Genomic DNA, 19,974 nt, shown 5'->3' on the forward strand with positions numbered 1-19,974 from the left:
CCAGAAGTCTGCGCTTAGAGTCAGTATGACCCTAAGGAGGGCGCGATGGAGCAGCGGATCGAGCTGGCCGTGTCGACGGTGAGCTTCGCGCTGCGCCCGCACCCGACCAGCGGCCGGCCGACACTGTGGCTGCCGCTGGTCAAGCGCATCCGCGAGCCCTACCTGGGCCGCTGGGCACTGCCGGGCGGCCCGCTGCAGCCGCACGAGGATCTCGACGCCTCCGCCCGCCACTCGCTCGCGCGCACCACCGGGCTCGAGCCCGCCCACCTCGAGCAGCTCTACAGCTTCGGCGGCATCGACCGCTCCCCCGACCGGGTGGTCTCGATCGTCTACTGGGCGCTGGTGCGCGCCGACGAGGATGCCCGGGCCATCGACGGCGAGAACGTCGAGTGGTTCGTCGCCGACGAGGTGCGCGCGCTCGCGTTCGACCACAACGCCATCGTCGACTACGCGCTGCGCCGGCTGCGCGCGAAGCTCACCTACTCCGACATCGCGCACGCCTTCACCGGCGACGAGTTCACCATCGCGCAGCTGCGCGAGGTGCACGAGGCCGTGCGGCAGCTCAGCCTCGACCCCGCGAACTTCCGCCGCCAGGCGCTCGCCAACCCGCGCATCGTCGCGACCGGGCGCCACCTCGGCGGCACGAGCCACCGGCCGCCGGCCATCTACCGACTGGAACGACCATGACCCTCTCCGTCAACGACCGCGTCCTCGCGGCCCCCGACAGCACCTGCGACACCGACCTGGCGACGAGCCCCTGGGAGCTCGACGCCATGCCCGGCTACGGCCCCGGCTCTTCGAACGCCGACCCGATCCCGGTGGCGATCACCCGCCCCGGCCAGCTGCCCGCGGCCTACCAGCAGATGGCCGACGACGAGCTGCACGCGCGCATCCGTGCGGCCAAGCAGACCCTCGGCGAGCGGCTCCTGATCCTCGGCCACTTCTACCAGCGCGACGAGGTCATCCAGCACGCCGACTTCGTGGGCGACTCGTTCCAGCTCGCCAACGCCGCGCTCACCCGGCCGGAGGCCGAGTCGATCGTCTTCTGCGGCGTACACTTCATGGCGGAGACGGCCGACATCCTGGCGAGGCCCGAGCAGCGCGTCATCCTGCCGAACCTGGCCGCCGGCTGCTCGATGGCCGACATGGCCGACGAGGACTCCGTCGAGACCGCCTGGGAGGCGATCACCGACTTCTACGCCGACGACGCGACGATCCCCGTCACATACATGAACTCATCCGCCGCCCTGAAGGCCTTCTGCGGGCGCAACGGGGGCATCGTCTGCACCTCGTCGAACGCCTCGACCGTGCTCGAGTGGGCCTTCGAGCGCGGCAAGCGGGTGCTGTTCTTCCCCGACCAGCACCTGGGCCGCAACACCGGCAAGGCGATGGGCGTGCCGGTCGAGCAGATGCCGATGCTCGCGCCCTGGAAGCCCGACCTGGGCGTCGACCCGCAGACGATGCGCGATGCCCGGGTGCTGCTGTGGCCGGGCTTCTGCTCGGTGCACAAGCGCTTCACGGTCGCGCAGATCGACAAGGCGCGCGCCGACTTCCCCGACGTGCGGGTGATCGTGCACCCCGAGAGCCCGATGGCGGTCGTCGACGCCGCCGACGCCGCCGGCTCGACCGACGTGATCCGCCGGTACGTGGCCGACGCGCCGGCCGGCGCCGTGATCGCGATCGGCACCGAGATCAACCTCGTCAACCGGCTCGCCGCCGAGCACCCCGACAAGACGGTCTTCTGCCTCGACCCCGTCATCTGCCCGTGCTCGACGATGTACCGCATCCACCCCGGCTACCTCGCCTGGGTGCTCGACGGGCTGGTGGTCGGCGAGGTGCGCAACCAGATCTCGGTCGACCACGAGGTCGCGGTGCACGCGCGGGTCGCACTCGAGCGGATGCTCGCGGCACTGCCGAGGGACGGCGCATGACGGGTGCGCCCCAGACCCGGGTCGTGGTCGTGGGCAGCGGCATCGCCGGGCTCACCGCCGCGCTCGAGCTCGCGGAGCGGCCGGGCGTCGCGGTGACGCTGGTCGCCAAGGGCGCGCTGAAGGACTCGGCCACCCGGCTGGCGCAGGGCGGCGTGGCCGCGGTGACCTCCCTCGACGACACCGTCGCCTCGCACGTCGCCGACACGCTCGCCGCGGGCGCCGGGCTGTGCGACGAGGAGGCGGTGCGGGCGCTCTGCGGCGAGGGACCTGCCGCCGTGGCGACGCTGCTGTCGCGGGGCGTGCGCTTCGACCTGCATGAGGGTCGGTTCGCCCGCGGGCTCGAGGCCGCGCACGCGCACGCGCGCATCCTGCACGCCGGCGGCGACGCGACCGGCGCGGCGATCGTGGCGGCGCTGCTCGGCCAGCTCGCCGCCGCCCCGATCGCGGTGCGCGAGCGCGCCATGGTGCTCGACGTGGTCGTGACCGAGGGGCGCGCCCGCGGCGTGCGGCTGCTGGGCGGCGAGCTGCTGCCCGCCGACGCGGTGGTGCTCGCCACCGGCGGCTCGGGCCGGCTCTACCCCTGCACGACGAACCCTGCCGGAGCGACCGCCGACGGCGTCGCCATGGCGCTGCGGGCCGGCGCTGCGGTCGCCGATCTCGAGTTCGTGCAGTTCCACCCGACCGCGCTCGCCGTGCCCGGCCACCCGCTGGTCTCGGAGGCCGTGCGAGGCGAGGGCGCCGTGCTGCGCGCCGCCGACGGCCGGCGGTTCCTGGCCGACGCGCACCCGGATGCCGAGCTCGCGCCGCGCGATGTCGTCGCCCGCGCCATCGCCGCGCAGCTGGCGCGGCAGGGCGGCGCCCCGGTGCTGCTCGATGCGACGGCACTCGGCGCACGGTTCCTCGCCGAGCGCTTCCCAACGATCGACGCGACGGTGCGCGGGCACGGCTTCGACTGGTCGCGCGAGGCCATCCCGGTCGAGCCCGTCGCGCACTACGCGATGGGCGGCGTGCGCACCGACCTGTCGGGGCGCACGAGCCTGCCAGGGCTCTTCGCGGTCGGCGAGACCACCTGCACCGGCGTGCACGGGGCCAACCGGCTCGCCTCGAACTCGCTGCTCGAGGGCGCGGTGTTCGGGCGTCGCGTCGCCGCGGCGATCCTGCAGGCCGACGCGACTGCCGCGTGGCCCGAGCCGGCGTGGCCCGAGCAGGCATGGCCCGAGCTGGCATCGCCCGCGCAGGCGCGGCCCGAGCCGATCGCCCTGCCCGCCGCGCACGGCGAGCTGCCCTTCGACCGCGCCGAGCTGCAGCGCCTGCTGTGGGATGCGGCCGGCCTGGTGCGCGACGCCGAGGGGCTGGCGCGCGCCGCAGCGGTGCTCTGCTCCTGGGCGCCGCCCGAGCCCACCTCCGTGGAGGCGGCCGAGACCGCCAACCTGTGGCTGGTCGCTCGCGCGCTGGTGGCCGGCGCCCTCGCCCGCCGCGAGTCGCGCGGCGCGCACCACCGCCGCGACTTCCCGCAGCCGCATCCGTCACCGGCGTCGCGCTCGACGGTCCTCGTCGACGAGACCGGCGCAGACGCATCCGGATCCGCCCCCGCACTGGAGCCCGCCCATGCTTGACCGCCGCCAGATCGTGCCCGTCGTCGACGCCGCCCTGCTCGAGGACGCGCCGCACGGCGACCTCACCAGCGAGGTCTTCGTGCCGGCGGAGGCGCTCGCCACCGCCGACCTGGTCGCCCGCGAGGCCGGCGTGCTCGCCGGCGCCGAGGTGTTCGAGCTCGCCATGACGACGGTCGACCCGGCGATCGAGGTGACGCTGCACGCGGCGGACGGCGACCGCTTCGAGGCCGGCGCCAGCCTGGCCACGGTGCGCGGCAGCGCCCGCGCCGTGCTGCGCGCCGAGCGCATCGCGCTCAACCTGCTGCAGCGCATGTGCGGCATCGCCACCCTCACGGCCCGCTACGTCGACGCGGCCGGCCCGGGCATCCGTGTCACCGACACCCGCAAGACCACGCCCGGGCTGCGGGCACTCGAGCGGCACGCGGTGGTCTGCGGCGGCGGCCACAACCACCGCTTCAGCCTCTCGGAGGCGGTGATGGCCAAGGACAACCACCTGGCGCTCGTCGACGACGTCACCGCCGCGATCCGCGCCGCCCGCGCCCGCCTCCCCCACACCGTGCACCTGGAGGTCGAGGTCGACCGCATCGAGCAGATCGAGCCGGTGCTCGCCGGCGGCGTCGACACGATCATGCTCGACAACTTCAGCCTCGACGAGCTGCGCGCGGGCGTCGCGCTGGTCGCCGGCCGCGCGCTGGTCGAGGCCTCCGGCAACGTCAGCCTCGAGACCATCGGCGCGATCGCCGCCACCGGTGTCGACCTGGTGAGCGTCGGCGCCCTCACCCACTCGGCCCGCGGCCTCGACCTCGGGCTGGATGTGCGGCTGACGTGATCTACCTCGACCTGGCCGCCACCTCGCCCGTGCGCAGGGAGGTGCTCGAGGCGATGTGGCCCTTCCTCACCCACGACTTCGGCAACCCGGCCAGCCACCACGAGGTGGGGGCTTCGGCGCGCCGCGCCCTGGGCGAGGCTCGGGCGCGGGTCGCTCGCAGCCTCGGCGCCCGCGCAGGCGAGCTGACCTTCTGCAGCGGCGGCACCGAGTCGGTGAACACCGCCATCAAGGGCATCGCGCTGGCCGAGCCGCGCGGCCGGCACGTCGTGGTCAGCGCCGTCGAGCACCCCGCCGTGCTCGAGTCGGCCGCCTGGCTCGGCCGCCTCGGCTACGACATCGCGACGCTGCCGGTCGATGCCGACGGGCTCGTCGACCCCGGCGCGCTCGAGGCGGCGCTGCGCGACGACACGACGCTCGTGAGCATCCAGCACGCGAACAACGAGGTGGGCACCGTGCAGCCGATCGCCGAGCTGGCCGCGGCCGCTGCGGCGCGCGGCGTGCCCTTCCACACGGATGCGGTGCAGGCGGCCGGGTGGGTGGCGCCCGACGCGCTCGGGCCGGGCGTGACCGCGCTGAGCATCAGCGGGCACAAGCTCGGCACCCCGAAGGGCGTGGGGCTGCTCTGGATCGACCGGCGGCAGCGCTGGGAGCCGCTGGTGCACGGCGGTGGGCAGCAGGGCGGCCGGCGCTCGGGCACCGAGGATGTCGCCGGAGCCGTCGGGCTGGCGACGGCGCTGGAGCTCGGCCACGGCGACCCGGCGCTCGTCGCAGCGCGCCGCGACCGCTTCATCGCGCAGGTCGAGCAGCGCGTGCCCGGCGCACTACTCACCGGGCACCGCGAGCACCGCCTGCCCGGCCACGCATCCTTCGTGCTCACCGGTAGCCGCCGCAGCGGCGAATCGCTGCTGGTGGACCTCGACGCGCGCGGCATCGTCACCTCCAGCGGTTCGGCCTGCGCGGCCGGCAGCGACGAGCCCAGCCACGTGCTCACGGCGATGGGCGTCGACCGCGAGACGGCGCAGACCGCGATCCGCTTCACCTTCGACGGCACCGTCGACGACGCGCAGCTCGCCGACGCCGTCGCGGCGCTCGAGCAGGTGACGGGCGGCTGAGGCACGTGTCGGCGTTGCGGCCGCAGGACGGCCGCTACCGCCCTTGGGGCATCGACTCCGCTGCGAATCCGAGGGCAGCGTAGACGTCGTCGCGCTCCAGCGACGGGTAGTCGACGAGCAGCTGTTCAACGGTTGAACCCGCGGCGAGCTGCCCGAGGATGCTCGACACAGTGATCCGGGTCCCGCGGATCGTGGGCACCCCCGCCATGACGACCGGGTCCGCCGTGACCCGATCTGCAGTCATGGCCTGAAGTCCACCGTTTTGGAGTCGGATGGGCAGCGGCTCGAAGGCGTCTCGAGTTTGTTCGACATGCCGCGATCATCGCACGATCTGCCCACGGCGCGTGGCGTCCGAATGCCGGCGTCGGGACGATGTCAGGACTGCATCCGGCCGTCAGGACGACGAGGGCCGTTTCAGTACGACCGCATCTCGATGCGGCTGGTGTCAGAAGAGCAGGTGCGGCGCCGGTGGTGCGTTGGGGAGGCTGGGTTCGGTGGCGGCGATCGTTCCCCAGTAGACGTCGTCGGTGCCGGTGTCGGTGAAGTGTGGGCCTTGGGGTTCGGGTTCGTCGCGGATGACGATGCCCAGGGGGCTGGTGAACTCGAGGATGCCGTCTTCGAGCTGTCGCATGGTCCAGGCGGTGGCGTGCTTCATGACGTGGTGGCGTCGGCAGAGATTCGCCAGGTTCCAGAGCGCGGTCGGGCCGCCGTTGTCCCAGTCCTCGGTGTGGTCGATGTCGGCGCGGCAGACGGGGTTGTGGCAGCCGGGCCAGCGGCAGGTGCCGTCGCGCTGCTTCAGCCAGCGCCGCATGGCCCGGTTGGGCCGGTACGTGTCGACCGTGACCGGCACCCCGGTGACGGGGTGGAGGAAGAGCCGCTCCCAGGTGACCGTGTCGGCCGCGAGCGCGCGGACGGTGGCGGCATCGACCAGGATGTGGCCATCCAGCAGCGCCGGGAACGGCTCCTGCCCGCGCGAATCGTCGTCGTCGTGCAGCAGGGCGGTCGCGGGGATGGTGATGGCGATGGTCGCGGTCACGGCGTTCACGCCCGTGAGGTTCTCCGGCACCTGGCCGGTGAGCATGAGTTCCAGGAACGCGTCGGCCCGGTACTGGTCGAAGGTGCGCGGGTCGTCCTTGGGCTTCTTGCAGGCGGTCTGCGTGATCCGCTCGTACGCGGCCTTGCCGGGCACGGCGGGCACGTAGGCGCCGACGTAGACCATGCCGTCGCCCTCGTCGAACAGCCCCACCCGCCGCTTCCCGCGGGCGAGCTGATGCCGCGTCTGCAGCGGCGCCGTCAGCGCCGCATCGACGATCCGCTTCGCCCGCGAGCGCAGCTGCCCGGGCGTGACCGTCTCGGCCACGGCCACGAGCTCCTGCTCGACCCGCGCCCGCTCGCCGGGTTCGACGGTGCTGTCGATGCGCAGCGCCTCGGTCGCCCGCTCGATCGTGCGCAGATGCCCGCCCGTGATGCGGCCCGCGCCGTGCGCGTCGTGCGCGAGCGGCAGCTCGGTCACCAGCCGGGAGGCGGCGATCATGCGCCGCTCCATCGTCTGATCCGACAGCCGCAGCTCCACCGCCAGATTCGAGGCGGCCTCGCGCAGGTTCGTGTCGAACACGCCCGGCTCGTCGGCCAGCCGCGCGAAGCGGCCCGCGAGCAGCTCGCGCTTGCTGGCTTCCAGTCGCGCGGTCTGCGCCTCCAGCGCCCGCATCCGGCCCACGAACTCCGACTCGGCGCGGAAGCGCGCGGCGTGCTCCGACTCGATCGGGCCCGGCAGCGGCGGCAGCTGCATGCGGCCGGCGACCACCTCGTCGAGCTGCTCGTCGGTGAGCGCCATCAGGCGTTCGGTCCAGTCGCGATCGTACGCGTCGAGGGAGTCTTGGAGCTCGTCGGCGGTGTGCCCGAAGGGGTCGATCGCGCCGGCACGGACAGCATCGATGTACTCCTCCGCGTCCATGCCGTCTTCGAACATGCAGGCATTCCACCATGGGCCACTGACACGGCGGCCGCGCGCCGGAGAGGTGTGGAGAACTCGGTCCCGATGCGTGCGCAGGGCGCGCTACTCCACCACCGAGGGGTCTGGCGAGCGTCGGCGGACAGTGACGCGGTGGGGCCTATCTGCAGCCTGCGGGCAAGCAAAGCGGCGGGCAGCTCATCTCGAACTGCAACCCCGCGCACGGGGGTTGACAGCGCGGATGCGTCGGCGCATCATGTAGGCAGTTGCTTACGTAAGGAGGTGCCGACATGCCGATCGCGACCGACCCGCTCAGTCGCATCTTCTTCGCGCTCGCCGACCCGACCCGGCGCGCGATGCTCGAGCGGCTCGCGGCCGGCAGCGCGACGGTGGGCGAGCTCACCGAGCCCTTCGCGATGAGCCGGCCGGCCGTCTCGCAGCACCTCGGCGTGCTCGAGGACGCCGGCCTCATCGAGCGCACCCGGCAGGGCAGGTGGCGCAGCTGCGCACTGCGGCCCGAGGGCCTCGACGACGCCGAGCGCTGGGTGGCCGAGCACCGCGCCGCCTGGCAATCCCGCTTCGACCGGCTGGACGAGACCCTCGCCCAGCTGACATCCGGCCAGACCCCGACAGAGGAGGAATGATGGACACGACGAAGGAGTTCACGATCACGCGCGAGTTCGACGCGCCGCGGGAGACCGTCTGGCGGGCCTGGACCGACCCGACGATCGCAGGGCAGTGGTGGCACCCGCACGAGGTGACGCTCAAGGATGGCGCCCGCATCGACCTGCGCGTCGGCGGCAGCTACGCGTACACGATGGTGATCCCCGATGGCACCGAGTACCCCACCGGCGGCGAGTACCTCGAGGTGCGCGAGCCCGAGCGGCTGCGGTTCACGTGGGCCGACCCGGGCGACGATGCGCGCGAGGCGCCGGTGATCACGGTCGACCTCGCTGAGCTGCCCGGCGACCGGTGCGAGATGACCTTCCGCCTGCAGGGCATGGGCGACGACCGCCCGAGCGAGCACGGCGTCTACGACGGCTGGACCGAGGCCTTCGAGGAGCTCGACGACGCGCTGGCGCGCGCATGATCACGCTCGAGCAGATCGTGACGGAGTACATGCTGAACTGACGACTCAGCCGGCGCGCTCGGGCAGCAGCTCCGCGATCAGCGTCTCGACGCGTCCGCGGATCTCGTCGCGGATCGCGCGCACGTCCTCGATCCCCGCGCCGGCCGGGTCGTCGAGCTCCCAATCCTCGTAGCGCTTGCCGGGGAAGATCGGGCACGCGTCCCCGCACCCCATCGTGATGACCGCATCCGACGCACCCACCGCATCCGTCATCAGCAGCTTCGGCGCGTTCGCCGCGATGTCGATGCCCTCCTCCCTCATCGCCTCGACGGCGACGGGGTTGATGCTCTCCTCCGGGGCTGAGCCGGCGGAGCGCATCTCGATGCGGTCGCCGGCGATCGCCTGCAGGCGTGCTGCTCGCCCGTCACGGGCGAGGTGATGAGCGCCGAGCACGCCGCGAGCCTCGCCCGCACGCTGAAGGCGCTCGCCGAACCGGCGCGGCTGCGACTGCTGTCGATGATCGCCGCCCACGAGGACGACGAGGCGTGCGTGTGCGACCTGACCGAGCCGCTCGGCCTCTCGCAGCCGACCGTCTCGCACCACCTCAAGGTGCTCGTCGACGCCGGATTCCTCACCCGCTCGAAGCGCGGCACCTGGGCGTACTACCGGCTGGTGCCGGAGTCGCTCGGGCAGGTCTCGGCGCTGCTCACCGAGGGCTGAGCTCGGCGAGGCGCTGGCGCGTGTGAGCAGCGGAGGGCATCACCGGCCGCGGCCGCTCTCGTCAGTGATTACTCTGGTGCGCATGAACGAGCCGTTCGACGACCCCGAGATCCGCGCTCAGATGGCCCGCCTGGGCATCGTCCACAAGCCCGGCATGGCGAACGAGCTGATGCAGCAGCTCGCGCCGCTGCTGGCCGCCGAGGGCGTCGACCTCGACGACCCCGACTTCGATGCCGGCACCTTCGACACCGCCCTGGCGCGCGCCACGGAGCAGCACAACCTGCTGCTGGCCACCCCGATCGGCGCCCAGCGGGCGGGAGTGCTCACGATGCTGCGGCTGTTCACGAGCGCGATCGCCGACGGCGACGACTCGCTCGCGCGCGGCCTGCTGAGCAGCATCGGCCCCGAGCCCGACGGCGACGCGCCGGCGATCTCGCACGTGATCGGCGTGAGCCTCGGCCTGCTCGACACCTGGTCCACCGACCCGTCGACGGGCCCCGCCCTCGACTCCGCGCGCCCGCCTCGCTGGCAGGGCCGGCCGGCTCGCGCGGCGGCCACCGACGTCCTGTCGCTCGCGCGCAAGGGGCGTGCGTTCGACTCGCAGGGGAGCCTGATCATGCGGCACCACGGGCTCGCGGTCTACGAGGGCGGATGCCTTGCGGTCGCCGCGTCGGTCATCGCGCGTGCCGCGCGCGAGGGCGTCACGGTGGACGCGGTCGCGCGACGCATCCTGACCGATGACGCGGACGCATCCGCCTGGTCCCCGCTTCCTGCCGTCACCGGGCAGCCCGCCGGCGCGAGCCAGCCGGGCTCCGCGTTCCGGAAGCCGAGGGCCGCCGCCGCGGAAGCGGCGCCGGATCGAACGGATGCCGCCATCGCGCGCGAGTTCGGCGCCTGGCTGCGGCAGCAGCCCGGCATGGCTGCGGATGCCGTGCGAGCCGAGGTGCGCGTGTTCGAGGCGCTGCTCGGGGTCGCGCGCGACATGGGGCTCGACCTCCGTGAGCCCGAGGATCTCGCGGATCTCGTCGACGCGCTCTACGAGGATGACGACGCACCGGAGGAGCAGCCGCTCGCGCCGGCACTGGACACCCTCGACGACTACCTGCACTTCAACATCGAGACCGCCGACGACCCCTCCGACTGGCTGGAGGTGCACGAGGGTGCGGAGGAGGCCTTCGCCGACATCGACGACGACTTCCGCGAGGCCATCGACAGCGCGATCGCCGGCTCGCGGCAGTTCGCGCCTGAGCAGGTGGGGGCAGCGCTCGCGCAGACCCGCGTCGTCGCGGCCGTCGGCGAGCTGCTGGACTGGCTCGGCAAGGGGCGGCCTGCGACATCGACGGGCGGCCTCCGCCGCACCGACATCCAGCATGTCGCCGGGCTGCTCGGCATCTCGGCGATCGGGGTCAGCAAGCGCCCACACCCCACGGAGGAGATGCTCGACACCTCGGAATCCGCGACGATCCACGCGCACTCGATGTGGGACGTGCCGCTGCTGGCCGCCTGGTGGGAGGCGCTGTCCATCGCCGGCATCATCGAGACGACCTCGACTCGGGTGCGCCCCGGCCCCGCGTCGGCGACTTGGTCGGCCGCGCAACCGCCGCTCGACGTGGCCGAGATGGTCGTCGGCATGTTCGTGGCGCGTGTGCTCAGCGAGAGCGACTGGCTTCCGATTTCGGCCGAGTCCCTCGTGTCGGTCACGGTTCACCGGCTGCTGCGGGCGATCGCGCCCGACCGTGTCGAGGCCGCCGGGCTCGAGGTGCTCGACGAGGCAGACGAACTCGGGATGTGGTGGGAGAAGTTCGCGGGGGAGCACGCGCAGCGCACGCTGCACCTGCTGCAGTCGGTCGGCCTCCTCGAGCTCGACGGCGACCACGCGGCGGTCGTCCCGGTCGAGCTGCGCGGCACGGTGGCGCGCGGCATCCTGCTCACCATGGCGCTCGCCGTGGCAGACGAGCAGCTCGAGTAGGCGGCACGAGCCACGGTCGCCACCACGGCGTCGCGCTCGACGGGGTCGGCCTCGCGCCGCGCGAGCAGCCCGTCGACGCATCCGTTGACCACCAGGATGAGCGCCATCGAGCTGCGCCCGGCGGCCGAGCACGGCGTCCGACTCTGCTCCGCCTCGCGGGAGCGGATCATCAGCACTATCGGTGCCGCGCGGCAGCACGGCATCGGCCGTATCCTCGGCCATGACTCATCCTCCACCCGCGCACGGCCAGCCGCCAGTGGCCAGATGCGCCGCTACGGTCGCGGTCGCCGCGTCAGCTCGAGCCGCACCAGCGGCAGCAGGTGCTTCGCCAGCACGACCGTCGCCACCGCGTCCTCGAGCTCGACCCCGATGCCCAGCACGTGCTCGTCGTCGATCGTCACCCCGGGCAGCTCGACGCCGTCGACGATGACGGATGCGTCGACCCCGTCGTGCGCGTCCGGCTCGTCGACGAAGGTGCCGCGCTCCATCGGCCGCGGATGCCGCTGCTCCCGGAAGGTGTTCGCGATCACGTTCCACATGTGCATCGCGAGCCGGTCGGCGACCGTCAGGCTCGCGGAGCCCTGCACATGCGTCTGCACCGCCTCGTACAGCGAGGGGAAGCGCATCCACTGCATCCACTCGACCGAAGCGGCCGAGAGCCGCGGCGAGGGGTGCTTGAGCGCATCCTCGAGCTCGGGCGTGAGCGCCACGTGGTTGACCGGGTCGTCGAGGTCGTCGGGGTTCCAGAAGACCGCGTAGGTGATCGCCGCGGCCTCGTAGGCCCAGCTGCCGTCGCCGCCCGACGCGATCGTGTTGACGCCGATCTCGCGCAGCGCCGGCTGCGGCACCAGCGTCGCGAGCCGCACGGGGAACGCCGCCGAGACGCCGTCGAGCGTCGGCGGCTCCGGCAGCGGACCGTCGTGCTCGGCGGACTCCATGCGGCGAGCCTGGCACGCATCTGCGACCGCGGCGAGGCCGACCGGTACTGATTGGTCGCGAACGTTCGGTCTGAACGACCAACCGGTACCGGTCTGCGGGCGCGGCGGGGCCGCCGCTCCCCCGCTCGGGGGAGCCGGAAGTCCAACCGTGCGGCGGAGGCATGCCCCGCCCGTGCGGCCGTAGCGTCGAGGCATGCTCTCCATCCACGCGATCTCCCGCTCGTTCAACGGGCAGCGGGCGCTGCACGACGTCTCCTTCGAGGTGCACGACGGCCTGATGACCGGCTTCGTCGGCGCCAACGGCGCCGGCAAGACCACCGCCATGCGCATCATCCTGGGCGTGCTCGCCGCCGACAGCGGCGAGGTGCACGTCGACGGCCGTCCCATCACCGCCGACAACCGCGCCCAGTTCGGCTACATGCCCGAGGAGCGCGGCCTCTACCCGAAGATGAAGGTGCACGAGCAGCTCGTCTACCTCGCCCGGCTGCACGGCATGACCGCCGCTGCCGCCGGCAGGCGCGCCGACGCGCTGCTCGAGCAGCTCGGCCTCGGCGAGCGGCGGCACGACACCCTCGAGTCGCTCAGCCTCGGCAACCAGCAGCGCGCGCAGATCGCCGCCGCCCTCGTGCACGAGCCCACCGCGCTGGTGCTCGACGAGCCCTTCTCGGGCCTCGACCCGATGGCAGTCGAGACCACCCTCGAGGTGCTGCGCGACGTCGCCCGCTCCGGCGCCCCGGTGCTCTTCTCGAGCCACCAGCTCGACGTCGTCGAGCGCCTCTGCGACTCGCTCATCATCCTCGCCCACGGCGAGGTGCGAGCGGCCGGCACTCGCGAGCAGATCCGCGCAGCCCACACGCGCCCCGAGTGGGTGCTCGAGACCGACGACGCGGGCTTCGTGCGCGGCATCGGCGGCGTCGAGGTCATCGAGTTCGACGGCGGCCACGTGCGCTTCACCGCCGCGAGCGACGACGCGGCCGACCGCGTCCTCCGCGAGGCGATCGAGCGCGGCTCGGTGCGCAGCTTCGCCCCCTCCATCCGCCCGCTGAACGAGATCTTCCAGGAGGTCGTGCGATGAGCGCCACCGCACCCGGCCGCGCAGCCGGCCTCAACCCATCCGCCCCCAACCACCGGGGTCGCACGGGCTTCTGGGCCGCGACCGGCATCGTCGCGCAGCGCGAGATCATGACCCGTCTGCGCTCGAAGTCGTTCATCATCTCGACCGCGATCATGCTCGTGCTCATCGTCGGCGGCATCATCTTCTCGGCGATCGGCCCCGCGCTGTTCGACGAGGACACCACGGTCGCGACGGTCGCCGCCATCGCACCCGCCCTGCAGGGGCTCGACGGCCTCGACATCGACATGCTCAGCACTGCGGATGCGGTGCGGCAGGCCGTGCAGTCGGGCGCGGCCGACGCCGGGGTCGTGCCGGGCAGCGGGCCCAGCGGCCTGCTGGTGCTGGCCGACCGCGAGGCGCCCTCGAGCCTCATCCAGATGCTCAGCGTCGCGCCCGAGCTCGAACTGCTCGACCCGAACGCGCCCGACCCGATGCTCACCTACTACATCGGCATCGGCTTCGGCATCGTCTTCTTCATGTCGGCGATCACGTTCGGGCAGACGATCGCGCAGTCGGTGGTGGAGGAGAAGCAGTCGCGCATCGTCGAGATCATGCTCGCCGCCGTGCCGGCGCGGGCCATCCTGGCCGGCAAGGTGCTCGGCAACTCGGTGCTCGCCTTCGGGCAGATCGTGCTGATCGCGGCGGCCGTGCTCGTCGGCGGCGCCATCACCGGCTCGCAGCTCGTGCTCGACGGGCTGGGCATGCCGATCGTGTGGTTCGTCGTGCTGTTCACCGTGGGCTTCGTCATGCTCGCGGCGCTCTACGCGGCGGCTGCGGCGCTCGTCTCCCGATCCGAGGATCTCGGCACGGCCACGAGCCCGCTGATGATGCTGATCATGATCCCGTACTTCGCGGTGATCATCTTCAACAACAACCCGCTGGCGCTGCAGATCATGTCGTACGTGCCGTTCTCGGCGCCGGTCGCGGTGCCGATGCGGGTGTACCTGCAGTCGCAGGCGTGGTGGGAGCCGTTCCTGTCGCTGGCGATCCTGGCCGCGTTCACGGTGCTGGTGATCGCCTTCGCCGCGAAGGTCTACGAGCGCTCGCTGCTGAAGACCGGCTCGATGGTGAAGTGGAAGGACGCGCTGAAGGGCTGACAGCGCACGCTGGCCCCTGCGTCCGCCTCCGGACGAGGGGCCAGCATGCTTCGAGTCGGTGCTAGATCGCCGAGACGATCCAGATGATCAGGGCGATGGCCGCCAGCACGCCAACGATGGTCCAGATCAGGCCGCTTCCACGCATGGTGACTCCTCCTATGGTTCGTAGTCATCGCCACCAGAACGCGGCAGGAGCGCCACGCTGGTCGGCGATCGACCTGGGTGCACACAAGCAGGCTCGCCTGAATCTTTCGTGAGTGCCCGGCCCGATCGGCGTTCTGCGCGCACGGCAACGCAGCGCGATCCCCTCCGACCCGAGTCGATCCGGTGCGGATGCGCGACACGCGCTTGACAGGTTGGTGGGTTGCGTGGTTCATTAGTCGAGTAATGAACCAACGGAGCGAGATGCGCAGCTCGTCCCAGACCCCAAGGAGGCAGTGATGCTCGATGAGAGCAAGCCGCTGTTCCAAGCAGTCGCTGAGCAGATCGAGGACGGCATCCTCGACGGCACCTACGCCGAAGACGATCCGGTGCCCTCGACCAACCAGCTGGCTGCGTTCCTCCGCATCAACCCCGCCACCGCCGGCAAGGGCCTCGGGCTCCTCGTCGACGCGGAGGTGCTCATCAAGAGGAGAGGGATCGGCATGTTCGTCGCCCCCGGCGCCCGCGAGGCGCTCCGTCAGCGCCGCAAGTTCGCGTTCCAAGACCAGTACATCGCACCCCTGCTCCGCGAAGCAGCCCAGCTCGGCATCACGCCGGAGGAGCTCGCGGGCATGATCACGAAGGAAGTCGCACGATGACCGCCATCAGCACCACCGGCCTCACCAAGCGCTACCCGGAGGTCGCCGCCCTCGACGGCGTCAGCGTGGCGCTCGAGGAGAACCGCATCCACGGCCTGCTGGGCCGCAACGGCGCCGGCAAGACCACCCTCATGCAGCTGCTCACCGGCCAGGTCTTCGCGACCGCGGGCTCGATGCAGGTGCTGGGCGGCAGCCCGGTCGAGAACGTCGAGGTGCTCTCGCAGACCGTCTTCATCCAGGAGAGCCAGAAGTACCCCGACACCTTCCGCGCCGTCGACGTGCTGCGCATCGCGGCCGGCGCCTACCCCAACTGGGATCAGGGCTACGCCGACCGGCTCGTCGAGCAGTACCGGCTGCCCGCCAAGCGCCTCATCAAGAAGCTCTCGCGCGGCCAGCTCTCGGCCGTCGGCATCGTCATCGGGCTCGCCTCGCGGGCGCCGCTGACCTTCTTCGACGAGCCCTACCTGGGCCTCGACGCGGTCGCCAGGCAGATGTTCTTCGACGACCTGCTCGCCGACTACACCGCGCACCCGCGCACCATCGTGCTCTCGACCCACCACATCGACGAGGTCGCGAACCTGCTCGAGCACGTGGTCATCCTCGATCAGGGCAAGGTGCTGCTCGAGGCCGACACCGACGAGCTGCACGACGCGGCGATCACCGTGTCCGGCAAGGCGACGGCAGTGGATGCGTTCCTGGCCGGCCGCGAAGTGCTCGAGCGCAAGACGCTGGGCACGCTGGCCACCGCCACCTTCACGCCCCGCGACGGCGACGAGCTCGCCGCCCGCGAGGCAGGCCTGGATCTCACCCCGGTCTCCCTGCAGGCGCTCTTCGTGCACCTGACCACCGCCAACACGGCCTCGGCCGCTGCCGCGACCGACACCCACCGCGCATCCGACCGCGCGATCGTCTGAGAGGAGTCGTCATGCGCATCCGCAACGTCGTCCAGCTCCACACCGTCAACAAGCTGCAGGCCTTCGGCTGGCCGCTCATCATCATGAGCCTGTCGCTCACCCTCGTGCTGGTCATCGGCGCGCTCATCGTGAACGTCGGCGGCGCCGAGGCTCGCGAGGGCATGAACGAGGGCATGCAGTACAGCGGCGCGATCTTCGCGCTGCTGGGGCCGCTGATCGGCTTCGGCTTCACGGCGATGGGGCAGTACTTCCCGCTCGCGCTGGGCTTCGGCCTCACCCGCCGCGAGTTCGCGACCGGCACGCTGCTGGTCTTCCTCGGCAACGCGCTGTTCTACGCAGTGATCGTCACGATCGGCAAGGTGATCGAAGTCGCCACCGGCGGCTTCGGCCTGAGCGTGCGCTTCTTCGACGTCGTCTACACGGGCCTCGGCGAGTGGTGGCAGACGCTCATCCAGACCTTCCTGCTGATCTTCACGGTGATGCTCGTGGGCGCCGCGATCACCACCGCGTTCCACCGCTGGGGGCAGTCGTTCCTGTGGATCTTCTGGATCGCGCTGGCGGTGCTGATCCTGCCGGTGGTGGCCGGCTTCCTGATCTCGGAGGACTTCCGCGCCTTCGCCGGCCAGGTCGGCGGCATGGGGTGGGTGCCGTGGATGGGCGTCATCCTGGGCTTCGCCGTGGTGGGCGGCGGCACCTGGCTCGCACTCGTGCGCCGCGCCCAGGCCCGGTAGCCCACCTGCGGCACCCGCCGCATCCGCTACCACGACCAGCGGCGGCCGCCCCTTCCGGGCGGCCGCCGCTGCCGTGCTGTGGTCAGCGCCTCAGTAGCGCTGGTCGCCCTGCCCCGAGGCGCCGGTGCCGTGGTCGGGCGACTCCGAGGGGCGAGGTGCCGAGTCGGGCGTTCCGCCCAGACCCTCGCGGGGCGATTCGGCCTCGCGCACGGGCGAGCCGCCGGCTGCCGACGAGCCCAGGCCATCGACGGGCGAGTCGGCCTCGTGCACGGTCGAGCCGGGGCCGAGGCCGTCGGTGGGCGACGAGCGGATGTGCTCCTGCGCCTGCGGCTCATCCACCTCGCCGTCGGGGTGCACCGGCCGAGCGCTCTCGGGCACCTCGTGCTCGTGCTCTCCTGGCTCTGATGTGTGGTGGTTCATCTCGTCCTCCGCTCCTGCGCGATGCGCACACGCCGTTGTACCTGTGCTGTCATCCTGCCCCGGCCGCGCCGGTTCCTCCACCCTGCATCCGCTGGGAATCCGCGAGCCGTGCCCGCCGCCTCCGGTCAGGAGCCCGCGCCCTCGACCGGCGAGCCGGTGCCGGCGACCGGATCGCCCGCGCCGCCGTGCACCGGCTCCGAGGCACCCTGCGGTGAGCGGCCGTCGAGCGAATCGGTGGCGTCCTGCGCCTCGGCGGCGATCTGCTCGGCGCCGCCGTCGTGCTCGGCGCCGGTGGTGCCGCCGTACTGCGGGTCGCCCTCGGCGGCATCGACCTCGGCGTCGACCGGGTCGTCCACCTCGCCGTCGGGATGCACGGGCCGCGCGTGCTCGGGCACGGCGGCCTCCTCGAAGTCGGGCTGCGATGTGTCGGTCATCTGCTCCTCCGATCGTCTCGCGGTCGGCACCGGTGGGCGCCGCTGGCTCCGCGGGGTCTCCCCACTCGCATTGTGGCGCGCCTCGCCGTCCAGCTGTACCCCACACTTCTGCGAGGCCCATCCTCCGCCATCGCGATCGTGTGCGACGCGCATCGTCGGCGGCCGCGCTCGTCTGCGAGGATCGTCGGGTGCAGACGCTCCACGACCCGGCCATCCGCGGCTTCGCCTCCGACAACTACTCCGGCGTGCACCCCGAGGTGCTCGCGGCGATCGCCGCGGCCAACGACGGGCACCAGACCGCCTATGGCGCCGACGACTACACCGCTCACCTGCAGCAGGTGATTCGCCGGCACTTCGGCGAGCAGGCCGAGGCCTTCCCGGTCTTCAACGGCACCGGCGCGAACGTGGTGGCGCTGCAGTCGCTGCTGCCCCGCTGGGGCGCGGTGGTCGCGGCGAAGAGCGCCCACATCAACGTCGACGAGGGCGGCGCGCCCGAGCGGGTCGGCGGCATGAAGCTGCTCACGGTGCCCACCCCCGACGGCAAGCTCACCCCCGAGCTGATCGACCAGGAGGCCTGGGGCTACGGCGACGAGCACCGCGCGCAGCCGCTGGCGGTCTCCATCACGCAGTCGACCGAGCTCGGCACGCTCTACACGGCGGCCGAGATCCGCGCGATCGCCGACCACGCGCACACCAAGGGCATGCTGCTGCACGTCGACGGCGCCCGGCTCTCGAACGCGGCGGTCGCGCTCGGCCAGCCGTTCCGGGCGTTCACGACGGATGCGGGCGTCGACATCCTCTCGCTCGGCGGCACGAAGAACGGGGCGATGGGCGCCGAGGCCGTCGTCGTCCTGTCGGAGGGTGCCGGCGAGGGCCTCGTCTACCTGCGCAAACTGAACATGCAGCTGGCGTCGAAGATGCGCTTCATCTCGGCGCAGCTGATCGCGCTGTTCGAGGGCGAGCTGTGGCACCAGAACGCCAGCCACGCCAATGCGATGGCTGCACGGCTGCGCGCCGCGGTCGAGCCCCTCGAGGGCGTCGGCTTCGCCTACCCGACGCAGTCGAACGGCGTCTTCGCCCGGCTGCCTGAGGGGGTGGCCGATCGCGTGCGCGACGCCTTCTTCTTCTACGACTGGGACGCATCCGCCCGTGAGGTGCGATGGATGTGCACCTGGGACACCACGGAGGCCGACGTGGATGCGTTCGCGGCAGCCGTGCGGGAGGCCGTCGGCGGGTAGCCAAGGCCGCGAAACGGGGCCCCGGCGGTACTCCGCCGGGGCCCCGTGATCGCAGGTCAGGACTGCCGCTGATCCTGCACGCGGTCGCGCGCGTGCTCCGTGTCGGCACGGACGTCGTCGGCAGCGCCCTGCGCCTCCTGCTTGACGTGCTCGCCGGCGTCCATCGCCGACTCCCGCACCGTCTCCGCGGCCTGCTTCGCCGGTTCCTTGAGGTGCTCGCCGGCCTCCTTGGCGATGCCCTTCGCCTCGTCGACGAGCGGCTCGGCGCTCTCCTTCACCTTGCCGGCGACTTCCTTCTCCTTGTCGCTCGCGGGGATGAGGGAGGCGACCAGCGCTCCGACGCCGAAGGCGATCAGGCCCACCGCCAGCGGGTTGCCCTTCGCCTTGTGCACGGCGCGCTCGGTGGTGTGCCGCACCTCCTCGCCCAGGTGCTCGGCGCCGTGCCGCAGCTCGTCGCCGGCGTGGCCGACCACGCCCGGGTCGCGGTCGTCGACGCCGAAGATGCGGTCCTTCGCATCGCCGATCGCCGACTTCACGCGCTCGGTCTGCCGGCCGACGGCGCTGCTGGGCGAGACCTTCTCGGCCAGTGCGTCGACGTCGCCGCTGACCTCGGCGCGGGTGCGCTCGATGCGGGCGCGGATCTCTTCGGGTGTCTCGCTCATCGGAGCTCCTCCTTGGTGTGCAGTGCGTCTGGGATGTGCTTGACGGAGTCGACCGTCTCGGGCATGGGCTCGACCGTTGCGAGCGCCCTGCGGCCGGCGAAGTACAGCACCGCCGCGATGATCGCCCACAGGAGAGCGACGACCAGCGCGCCCCAGCCGATGTGGCCGAACAGGTCGCCCAGCGCCCACATGAGCGCGAACGACAGGAACAGCAGCACGAGGCCCGCTGCGTAGCCGGCGCCGCCGAGCATGCCCGCGCCCTTGCCGGCTCGCGTGGCCTGCTGCTTGGCCTCAGCCTTGGCGAGCGTGAGCTCCTGCCGCATGAGGGTCGAGAGGTCGGAGGTGAGCTCGCCCACGATGTCGCCGAGCGACTGGGTGGCAGCGCGGTGCTCGGCCTCGGTGTCGGCCGCGGCGGCTGCGGCATCGGGG

Annotated in this window: 23 protein-coding genes; 15 read left to right on the plus strand and 8 right to left on the minus strand. The window is 72.2% G+C overall.

Annotated features, from left to right (window positions below):
* The first annotated feature begins 45 nt into the window (after positions 1-45).
* The 5 genes from J1M46_RS10145 to J1M46_RS10165 are packed head-to-tail and all read left to right on the plus strand — an operon-like array spanning position 46 to position 5,488.
* Positions 46-687, plus strand: a complete 642-nt coding sequence (locus tag J1M46_RS10145) for an NUDIX hydrolase (RefSeq protein WP_206447690.1) — start codon at positions 46-48, stop codon at positions 685-687.
* Positions 684-1,931, plus strand: a complete 1,248-nt coding sequence (gene nadA / locus J1M46_RS10150) for a quinolinate synthase NadA (RefSeq protein ID WP_206447691.1) — start codon at positions 684-686, stop codon at positions 1,929-1,931. Before J1M46_RS10145 ends, nadA begins: the two co-directional genes overlap by 4 nt.
* Positions 1,928-3,547 carry an L-aspartate oxidase gene (nadB, locus tag J1M46_RS10155; protein WP_206447692.1) on the plus strand — a complete coding sequence of 540 codons (1,620 nt, stop codon included), beginning with the start codon at positions 1,928-1,930 and terminating at the stop codon, positions 3,545-3,547. Before nadA ends, nadB begins: the two co-directional genes overlap by 4 nt.
* A complete protein-coding gene (gene nadC, locus J1M46_RS10160; RefSeq protein ID WP_206447693.1) occupies positions 3,540-4,376 on the plus strand; it encodes a carboxylating nicotinate-nucleotide diphosphorylase in 837 nt (278 codons plus the stop codon). Before nadB ends, nadC begins: the two co-directional genes overlap by 8 nt.
* On the plus strand, positions 4,373-5,488 hold the full coding sequence (locus tag J1M46_RS10165) for an aminotransferase class V-fold PLP-dependent enzyme (RefSeq protein WP_206447694.1): 1,116 nt from the start codon (positions 4,373-4,375) through the stop codon (positions 5,486-5,488). Before nadC ends, J1M46_RS10165 begins: the two co-directional genes overlap by 4 nt.
* A gap of 34 nt (positions 5,489-5,522) precedes the next feature.
* On the opposite strand, the gene J1M46_RS10170 is transcribed toward J1M46_RS10165, so the two are convergent.
* Positions 5,523-5,732, minus strand: coding sequence for a DUF433 domain-containing protein (locus J1M46_RS10170; RefSeq protein WP_206447695.1), 210 nt, complete (start codon positions 5,730-5,732; stop codon positions 5,523-5,525).
* A gap of 201 nt (positions 5,733-5,933) precedes the next feature.
* Positions 5,934-7,457, minus strand: a complete 1,524-nt coding sequence (locus J1M46_RS10175) for an HNH endonuclease signature motif containing protein (RefSeq protein WP_206447696.1) — start codon at positions 7,455-7,457, stop codon at positions 5,934-5,936.
* A gap of 272 nt (positions 7,458-7,729) precedes the next feature.
* Between J1M46_RS10175 and J1M46_RS10180 the strand changes: the two genes are divergently transcribed.
* Positions 7,730-8,083, plus strand: coding sequence for an ArsR/SmtB family transcription factor (locus tag J1M46_RS10180; RefSeq protein WP_206447697.1), 354 nt, complete (start codon positions 7,730-7,732; stop codon positions 8,081-8,083).
* Entirely contained in the window at positions 8,083-8,529 is a 447-nt protein-coding gene (locus J1M46_RS10185) for an SRPBCC family protein (RefSeq protein ID WP_241249085.1), read from the plus strand. The genes J1M46_RS10180 and J1M46_RS10185 overlap by 1 nt, the downstream gene beginning before the upstream one ends.
* Positions 8,530-8,574: 45 nt before the next feature.
* Here J1M46_RS10185 and J1M46_RS10190 read toward each other — a convergent pair whose 3' ends face one another.
* On the minus strand, positions 8,575-8,961 hold the full coding sequence (locus J1M46_RS10190) for an arsenate reductase/protein-tyrosine-phosphatase family protein (protein WP_342384345.1): 387 nt from the start codon (positions 8,959-8,961) through the stop codon (positions 8,575-8,577).
* On the opposite strand from J1M46_RS10190, the gene J1M46_RS10195 reads away from it, so the two are divergent.
* Positions 8,911-9,228, plus strand: coding sequence for an ArsR/SmtB family transcription factor (locus tag J1M46_RS10195; RefSeq protein ID WP_241249590.1), 318 nt, complete (start codon positions 8,911-8,913; stop codon positions 9,226-9,228). The two genes, J1M46_RS10190 and J1M46_RS10195, sit on opposite strands and share 51 nt — an antisense overlap.
* An 82-nt stretch (positions 9,229-9,310) precedes the next feature.
* Positions 9,311-11,197, plus strand: coding sequence for a hypothetical protein (locus J1M46_RS10200; RefSeq protein ID WP_206447700.1), 1,887 nt, complete (start codon positions 9,311-9,313; stop codon positions 11,195-11,197).
* Between the two features lie 272 nt (positions 11,198-11,469).
* Here J1M46_RS10200 and J1M46_RS10205 read toward each other — a convergent pair whose 3' ends face one another.
* A complete protein-coding gene (locus J1M46_RS10205) occupies positions 11,470-12,135 on the minus strand; it encodes a hypothetical protein (protein WP_206447701.1) in 666 nt (221 codons plus the stop codon).
* 193 nt (positions 12,136-12,328) lie between these two features.
* On the opposite strand from J1M46_RS10205, the gene J1M46_RS10210 reads away from it, so the two are divergent.
* From J1M46_RS10210 to J1M46_RS10230, 5 genes are all read left to right on the plus strand, one after another.
* Entirely contained in the window at positions 12,329-13,210 is an 882-nt protein-coding gene (locus J1M46_RS10210; RefSeq protein ID WP_206447702.1) for an ABC transporter ATP-binding protein, read from the plus strand.
* A complete protein-coding gene (locus J1M46_RS10215) occupies positions 13,207-14,346 on the plus strand; it encodes an ABC transporter permease (protein ID WP_206447703.1) in 1,140 nt (379 codons plus the stop codon). Before J1M46_RS10210 ends, J1M46_RS10215 begins: the two co-directional genes overlap by 4 nt.
* A 440-nt stretch (positions 14,347-14,786) precedes the next feature.
* On the plus strand, positions 14,787-15,146 hold the full coding sequence (locus tag J1M46_RS10220; RefSeq protein WP_146797372.1) for a GntR family transcriptional regulator: 360 nt from the start codon (positions 14,787-14,789) through the stop codon (positions 15,144-15,146).
* Complete coding sequence (locus J1M46_RS10225) at positions 15,143-16,060, plus strand: ABC transporter ATP-binding protein (protein ID WP_206447704.1); 918 nt, start codon at positions 15,143-15,145, stop codon at positions 16,058-16,060. Before J1M46_RS10220 ends, J1M46_RS10225 begins: the two co-directional genes overlap by 4 nt.
* Before the next feature lie 11 nt (positions 16,061-16,071).
* The gene (locus J1M46_RS10230; RefSeq protein WP_206447705.1) at positions 16,072-16,791 is read left to right on the plus strand and encodes a hypothetical protein; all 720 of its coding nucleotides are present in this window, start codon (positions 16,072-16,074) and stop codon (positions 16,789-16,791) included.
* A 90-nt stretch (positions 16,792-16,881) separates the two neighbouring features.
* Here the strand turns inward: J1M46_RS10230 and J1M46_RS10235 are convergent, their stop codons facing one another.
* Together J1M46_RS10235 and J1M46_RS10240 are read right to left on the minus strand one after the other, a co-directional pair.
* The gene (locus J1M46_RS10235; RefSeq protein ID WP_206447706.1) at positions 16,882-17,211 is read right to left on the minus strand and encodes a hypothetical protein; all 330 of its coding nucleotides are present in this window, start codon (positions 17,209-17,211) and stop codon (positions 16,882-16,884) included.
* A gap of 125 nt (positions 17,212-17,336) precedes the next feature.
* A complete protein-coding gene (locus J1M46_RS10240; protein WP_206447707.1) occupies positions 17,337-17,645 on the minus strand; it encodes a hypothetical protein in 309 nt (102 codons plus the stop codon).
* A gap of 188 nt (positions 17,646-17,833) precedes the next feature.
* On the opposite strand from J1M46_RS10240, the gene J1M46_RS10245 reads away from it, so the two are divergent.
* Positions 17,834-18,883, plus strand: coding sequence for a threonine aldolase family protein (locus J1M46_RS10245; RefSeq protein ID WP_342384346.1), 1,050 nt, complete (start codon positions 17,834-17,836; stop codon positions 18,881-18,883).
* A gap of 56 nt (positions 18,884-18,939) precedes the next feature.
* Here J1M46_RS10245 and J1M46_RS10250 read toward each other — a convergent pair whose 3' ends face one another.
* Positions 18,940-19,545 (minus strand): DUF3618 domain-containing protein, encoded by a 606-nt coding sequence (locus J1M46_RS10250; RefSeq protein ID WP_206447709.1) that lies wholly within the window; start codon positions 19,543-19,545, stop codon positions 18,940-18,942.
* Positions 19,542-19,904 carry a phage holin family protein gene (locus tag J1M46_RS10255; RefSeq protein ID WP_342384414.1) on the minus strand — a complete coding sequence of 121 codons (363 nt, stop codon included), beginning with the start codon at positions 19,902-19,904 and terminating at the stop codon, positions 19,542-19,544. Before J1M46_RS10255 ends, J1M46_RS10250 begins: the two co-directional genes overlap by 4 nt.
* Between the last annotated feature and the right edge of the window lie 70 nt (positions 19,905-19,974).

Source organism: Agrococcus sp. KRD186, from assembly GCF_017168255.1.
Lineage (GTDB): Bacteria > Actinomycetota > Actinomycetes > Actinomycetales > Microbacteriaceae > Agrococcus.

Coding starts and splice junctions, on each gene's coding strand:
- J1M46_RS10145 (WP_206447690.1), top strand. CDS start 46: ATGGAGCAGCGGATCGAGCTGGCCGTGTCGACGGTGAGCTTCGCGCTG.
- J1M46_RS10250 (WP_206447709.1), bottom strand. CDS start 19,545: ATGAGCGAGACACCCGAAGAGATCCGCGCCCGCATCGAGCGCACCCGC.
- J1M46_RS10200 (WP_206447700.1), top strand. CDS start 9,311: ATGAACGAGCCGTTCGACGACCCCGAGATCCGCGCTCAGATGGCCCGC.
- J1M46_RS10175 (WP_206447696.1), bottom strand. CDS start 7,457: ATGTTCGAAGACGGCATGGACGCGGAGGAGTACATCGATGCTGTCCGT.
- J1M46_RS10210 (WP_206447702.1), top strand. CDS start 12,329: ATGCTCTCCATCCACGCGATCTCCCGCTCGTTCAACGGGCAGCGGGCG.
- J1M46_RS10170 (WP_206447695.1), bottom strand. CDS start 5,732: ATGACTGCAGATCGGGTCACGGCGGACCCGGTCGTCATGGCGGGGGTG.
- J1M46_RS10220 (WP_146797372.1), top strand. CDS start 14,787: ATGCTCGATGAGAGCAAGCCGCTGTTCCAAGCAGTCGCTGAGCAGATC.
- J1M46_RS10215 (WP_206447703.1), top strand. CDS start 13,207: ATGAGCGCCACCGCACCCGGCCGCGCAGCCGGCCTCAACCCATCCGCC.
- nadB (WP_206447692.1), top strand. CDS start 1,928: ATGACGGGTGCGCCCCAGACCCGGGTCGTGGTCGTGGGCAGCGGCATC.
- J1M46_RS10185 (WP_241249085.1), top strand. CDS start 8,083: ATGGACACGACGAAGGAGTTCACGATCACGCGCGAGTTCGACGCGCCG.
- J1M46_RS10230 (WP_206447705.1), top strand. CDS start 16,072: ATGCGCATCCGCAACGTCGTCCAGCTCCACACCGTCAACAAGCTGCAG.
- nadC (WP_206447693.1), top strand. CDS start 3,540: ATGCTTGACCGCCGCCAGATCGTGCCCGTCGTCGACGCCGCCCTGCTC.
- J1M46_RS10180 (WP_206447697.1), top strand. CDS start 7,730: ATGCCGATCGCGACCGACCCGCTCAGTCGCATCTTCTTCGCGCTCGCC.
- J1M46_RS10225 (WP_206447704.1), top strand. CDS start 15,143: ATGACCGCCATCAGCACCACCGGCCTCACCAAGCGCTACCCGGAGGTC.
- J1M46_RS10240 (WP_206447707.1), bottom strand. CDS start 17,645: ATGACCGACACATCGCAGCCCGACTTCGAGGAGGCCGCCGTGCCCGAG.
- J1M46_RS10235 (WP_206447706.1), bottom strand. CDS start 17,211: ATGAACCACCACACATCAGAGCCAGGAGAGCACGAGCACGAGGTGCCC.
- nadA (WP_206447691.1), top strand. CDS start 684: ATGACCCTCTCCGTCAACGACCGCGTCCTCGCGGCCCCCGACAGCACC.
- J1M46_RS10205 (WP_206447701.1), bottom strand. CDS start 12,135: ATGGAGTCCGCCGAGCACGACGGTCCGCTGCCGGAGCCGCCGACGCTC.